The following is a 5,026-nucleotide window of genomic DNA, read 5'->3' as shown; positions in this document are numbered from 1 at the left end:
TCTTGCCAGTGCTTTTATGAGTATGCAGCTTGCTGCTACGAGTTTGGGTCTGGCTTCTATGTGGGTGTCGGCTTTCAGAAATCCCAAGGTAGAAAAGAAAACAAAGGAGCTGCTGGGTATTCCTGAATATCTTGAAATATTTGAGATGATGGCAGTTGGCTATACAGATATGAATCCATCTCCGAAAAAGGTAAAAGATCTGTCTGAGGTAATTCACTATAACAGAGCAGATAATTACTAGTTAACTTAAGTTTCCAATCACAGTAAATTCTCATGAATTACTGACTTTATTCAGTGTTGTTTTTAATCGAGGATTTTATAACACTAGTTATTTTAAATAGTATAAGATATTGACTTATTTACTCCTCTGTAGTAGTATGAGTTATATTAAATTTAATAAAATCAAGTAATTGGGGAGCTGCTGAAAGCGTGCTGAGATTGAACTCTATTAGTTCTAAACCCTTAGAACCTGATGTAGGTAATGCTACCGTAGGGATTTTAGACGATTAATCGTGCATTTATGCTGTTTATATTGCAAAGATTAGGTCATAAACTTATGGTTTATGACTTTTTTTTTGCTTTAGTTTATTTTCAGGAGAGAAGTAAAATTAATTTTAATAAAATATATAAGGAAAAAACAGGGGGAATGACAGTTGGATTTAAAATGTGGAACAAGTGATGTTGTCGGAGCTAGAATAGGAATCTATCCTATGCAGGACAATTTTGTAGATGTGATCCTGGGGGCGATAAAAAAAACAGACTCTACAGGACTCGCCGTTATGACAGACGATCTGGGGACGACAATACAAGGGAACAGGGAACGTGTCTTTGCTTATGTAAAAGAACTTTTTTTACGGGCGTCTGCTGCCGGAGGGCATGTGGTTGCTAACGTATTATTTTCAGTGGGTTGTCCCGGAGATGTGCCGGAAGATTTTGATTTTGATGCAGAGCCTGCATATGCTGATCTTCCTATGGAGGATATGCCTGTGGCATGTGCCTGGTCTCTTTATCCTCTGGGAAGTGACAAGTATTTTCCGGTGATTATAGAGGAGGTGGAAAAAGCCATGGCTTTGTCTGATGTAGAAGTGGAAAGTTATCATTATTGTACAAGACTGGATGGAACTGCAAAAGCGATCTTTAATTTACTTGAGACATCTTTTGAAGGAGTTTCTAAAAGGATCCCGCATACAATTATCCACGCAACATTTTCAAAGGGAAGCCCGTCAAAAGCAAAAGAGAAAATAGATATATAATCATTGAATGAATTATCAGAAATTTTTTTGTGTGTATAGAATTCATATCAATAAAATATAGTTTATTCATTTTGCCATTTATTAAGAGATAAACTATAAATTAAAGGGGGAATAAAAAAATGACTAAAAAATTCGGCTGGACGTTAAAGGATATTATAGTTTTGTGTGTTCTAGGGGTTGCCTTTGGAGCCATGTATTTAGGTGGTATCACTATCTGGGCATTTTCCAATGCTGCATTTGGACCTATCGGACTTGATATAGTGTATGGTATTTGGTTTACAGCATCTATTACAGGTGCTTACATTATCCGTAAGCCTGGGATCGCCCTCGGTGCTGAGCTTATGGCTGCCTTAGGTGAAGTTATACTAGGGACACCTTCTGGTATTATGGTATTTGTAGGTGCTGCCATTCAGGGTCTCGGTTGTGAGGCAGTTTTTGCTGCAACTGGATGGAAAAAATATTCAACACCTGTTTTGGTTTTAGCAGGTATGGGAGCAAGTGTAACCAGTTTTATTTATAATTATTTTGCCTATGGATATTCAAAATTTGCCTTTGGAATGTTAGCTACTATGTTAGCCGTACGTTTAGTATCAGGTGCAGTGCTTTCTGGTTTACTTGGTAAATGGATCGGTGACGGACTGGCAGCTACAGGTGCACTGTCTTCATTCCCACTGGGGCGTAAAAGAGCTGAAAAGAGAGTAAATGCGTAATGGCAATGGTAGAGGTTCGCAACCTGTCTGTTGAGATCAATGAGAAAACTGTTCTGAAAGATATCAATATAAAATTCAATACTGAGGAGAGAATCCTTATCTTAGGTGAAAGCGGCAGTGGTAAATCCACGCTGCTTTTATCTCTTATGGGAATTATTCAGAGATTTGAAAATGCTGATGTAACTGGAGATGTTTTAGTGGATGGAATATCAGTCAGGGATATGCAGTTTTCTGATACGGCACGTATTTTCGGAATAGTATTTCAAAATCCAGAAAGTCAGTTTTGCTCACTATATCCAAAGGACGAGGTGGCCTTTGGTTTGGAAAACCAATGTATAGATCCAAAGAACATGCCCAATATAATAAACAAGTCCATGGAAGCTTTCAATTTTCCAAAAGAAAAGGAGAATCAACTCATCAATACCCTATCTGGGGGAGAGCAGCAACGCCTGGCACTTTCATCTATTGCGGCGATTGATTCTAAGATGCTTTTGTTAGATGAACCAACGGCAAACCTGGATCCTAAAGGTCGACGGCAGGTTGTAAAGTCTGCAAAGAAGGCTGGGCAGAATGGAAAGGGTCTGATGGTAGTAGAACATAATCTAGAAAACTGGTTTCCATTTTTAGAACGTCTCATTGTTATTGACAGGGATGGGGGAATACTTTGTGACGGGGATATTCGAGAGATGTTCTATAAGCACGGTGAGCTGCTCAGGGAAAAGGGAATATGGTGCCCTCATAGTCTCAGAATCTACAGAGATTTAAAGGCGAGTGGGCATATCTTTAATAGTACTCCCTGTAGTATAGAGGAGCTAAAAAAAGAGAATATACCTCAGACATTGTTAAAAAAAGTAATAGACAACAACTATAAGACTTCTGATAAGAGAAAAGATATTGGAAACAGTCCGATACTTAAACTGGAAAAATTATCTGCTGGGTATGCAAAAGATCATCAGATTTTAAAAGAAGTCGATCTCACTGTAAAGGAAGGTGATTTTTTTGCCTTGGTAGGAGGAAACGGGAGTGGGAAATCAACACTTTCAAAGGTTATATTAAAGCTTCTGGAAATATCTAGCGGCAGTCTTTCTATTTCTGGCAAAGAATTGTCTTTATATAAAGAACGGGAACTTTACGATTTAATCGGTTATGTTTTTCAAAATCCTGAACACCAATTTTTGGAGGATACAGTATGGTCAGAAGTTGCGTATAGTGTTGATCAACTTAATCTGGATGAAAATATCAGAAATGAAAAAGTAAACAGCTTATTAAAAGCTTTTTATTTGGAGAATTATGCGACCAATAACCCCTTTAGCCTTTCTGGAGGTCAGAAAAGACGGCTTTCTGTTGCAACGATGCTGGTTGGAGAGCGGAAAATATTAATCTTGGATGAGCCTACTTTTGGTCAGGATGAAAAGAACACTACGATGCTAATGAAAAAACTTACTGAACTCAATGGGAAAGGTATGACTATATTTATGATCACCCACGATTTAGATTTAGTAGATTCCTATGCAAATAGAATTGCTGTCATGTCTGAGGGGAAAATTCTATACAGTGGAGATACTCAAAATCTTTGGAATGAACATGAGATAATCAGAAAGAGCGGACTTGATCTTCCCTTTAGAGTGAAACTCATGAATGAGGTGAACTTTTGATGTATATGAGGCATTTTAATCCTACTGCAAAACTTCTTGCAAATTTCATTATCGTAATGGCATCTCTCATGGTATTTGACCCCTATACAATGATTATCTTATTTGGTGTCTGCTTTTTCTTTGCCCTTATCACAAAATCCTTTAACCGAAAAAACCTCAAGATGATTATACCGCTTGTGTGTTTTGCCTTTGGTATGCTTTGGATGAATGCATCCTTTGCAAGGGTTGAAAACCCGGAAATTATTGCAAACCTCGGGCCTCTGACATTTACAGATAAGGGCCTTGTTGTAGGTCTGGTGCTGTTTTTCAGGATTTTAACAATCGGAGTCACATCCATCTTGTTTACCTTTAATACTGAGCCGGATGCTTTGATTTTGAGTCTGATCAAACAGTGCAGACTTAATCCAGGGATCGCCTACGGGATATTGACAGCCTTACGTTTCTTGCCTTCAATGGAGTCAGATCTCTACTTGATCAATGCAGCACATAGAATACGTAGTTCTAAACAGAAGAAATGGTATAAAAAGAAAAATTCCTGGTATCGAAATGCGATACCGCTATTGGCAACAAATATAAGAAAGGCAGAGAGAGTGGCTATTGCCATGGAATCCAGAGGTTTTCAGACAGATATGAAACGGACATATTACCGAACCATCAACTGGTATAAAAAAGATACGTTATTTGTTTTTGGAACTGGTGTAGTTGTTATTTCAATTATTCTCTTTTCTGCTCATATGGGATGGCTGATTGGCTTCAAGCGTTGGCAGGGATTTTAAAAATAAGAGCACATAGGATTAATATATTTACACTGCTTTTCCAGCCTAAAAAAAGTCTATGGATTGGAAGAAAAGAATGTTATGTGGCAAATAATCTCATACCTGACGTTGGGCAGTTAAATACTGAAATGGCTGAAAATATAGTGAGAGAAGTTTTTTTGCAGAGAATAGTCAACATGAAGGGTCTAGATAAGGTAAAGGAAATCTTAGACGGGATATTGATGCCGACACCATCTGCTGTACTTTCAGCAGGGGAAATACTTACAAGAGGAACTACGTGTGAAAGTGGGATTGGTGAGCTTATGATAATTGATATAGGAGGTGCCACTACTGACGTACATTCATTTGCTGAACAGAGTTCCTATAGAGATGACAGATTATTTGGGTCATAAGAGATATATTCTAAGCGAACTGTGGAAAGTGACTTAGGTGTTCGTGAATCCTCAGGACTTATGCTCAATGAAATTGATCCAGAAAAGCTATCAGAAAGCTGTGGGAAAGACTTAAAATGGGTAAAAGATGCTATCGCACATCGTGTAGTATTTAATGATTATATCCCTTCTACTGAAGATGAAAAATACTTAGATGGGGTTTTGGCTAAGATAGCATCTAAGGCTTCTGCACGGAGACAC

5 protein-coding genes, 1 pseudogene and 1 riboswitch are annotated in these 5,026 nt (G+C 38.0%); all 6 genes and pseudogenes read left to right on the top strand.

The genetic code is table 11. The annotated features are described in order from the left end of the window. Positions 1–241: nitroreductase family protein (locus ABZA26_RS07365; RefSeq protein ID WP_372713874.1), on the top strand; the 241-nt coding region annotated here is incomplete at its 5' end. 160 nt (positions 242–401) lie between these two features. Further along, positions 402–514: riboswitch (TPP riboswitch) on the top strand. Positions 515–653: 139 nt separating this feature from the next. After that, on the top strand, positions 654–1,253 hold the full coding sequence (locus ABZA26_RS07360; protein WP_372713873.1) for a YkoF family thiamine/hydroxymethylpyrimidine-binding protein: 600 nt from the start codon (positions 654–656) through the stop codon (positions 1,251–1,253). A gap of 119 nt (positions 1,254–1,372) precedes the next feature. Continuing rightward, entirely contained in the window at positions 1,373–1,963 is a 591-nt protein-coding gene (locus ABZA26_RS07355) for an ECF transporter S component (RefSeq protein WP_372713872.1), read from the top strand. Further along, on the top strand, positions 1,963–3,618 hold the full coding sequence (locus ABZA26_RS07350; RefSeq protein WP_372713871.1) for an ABC transporter ATP-binding protein: 1,656 nt from the start codon (positions 1,963–1,965) through the stop codon (positions 3,616–3,618). Before ABZA26_RS07355 ends, ABZA26_RS07350 begins: the two co-directional genes overlap by 1 nt. After that, positions 3,618–4,394: an energy-coupling factor transporter transmembrane protein EcfT gene (locus ABZA26_RS07345; protein WP_372713870.1), complete on the top strand. Its 777-nt coding sequence runs from the start codon at positions 3,618–3,620 to the stop codon at positions 4,392–4,394. Before ABZA26_RS07350 ends, ABZA26_RS07345 begins: the two co-directional genes overlap by 1 nt. After that, positions 4,358–5,026, top strand: a pseudogene (locus ABZA26_RS07340) (glutamate mutase L); the annotation flags it as partial. The gene ABZA26_RS07345 and the pseudogene ABZA26_RS07340, both read left to right, overlap by 37 nt.

The organism is Ilyobacter sp., assembly GCF_041583315.1.
GTDB lineage: Bacteria > Fusobacteriota > Fusobacteriia > Fusobacteriales > Fusobacteriaceae > Ilyobacter.
This window is presented reverse-complemented; position numbering and strand designations above follow the sequence as displayed.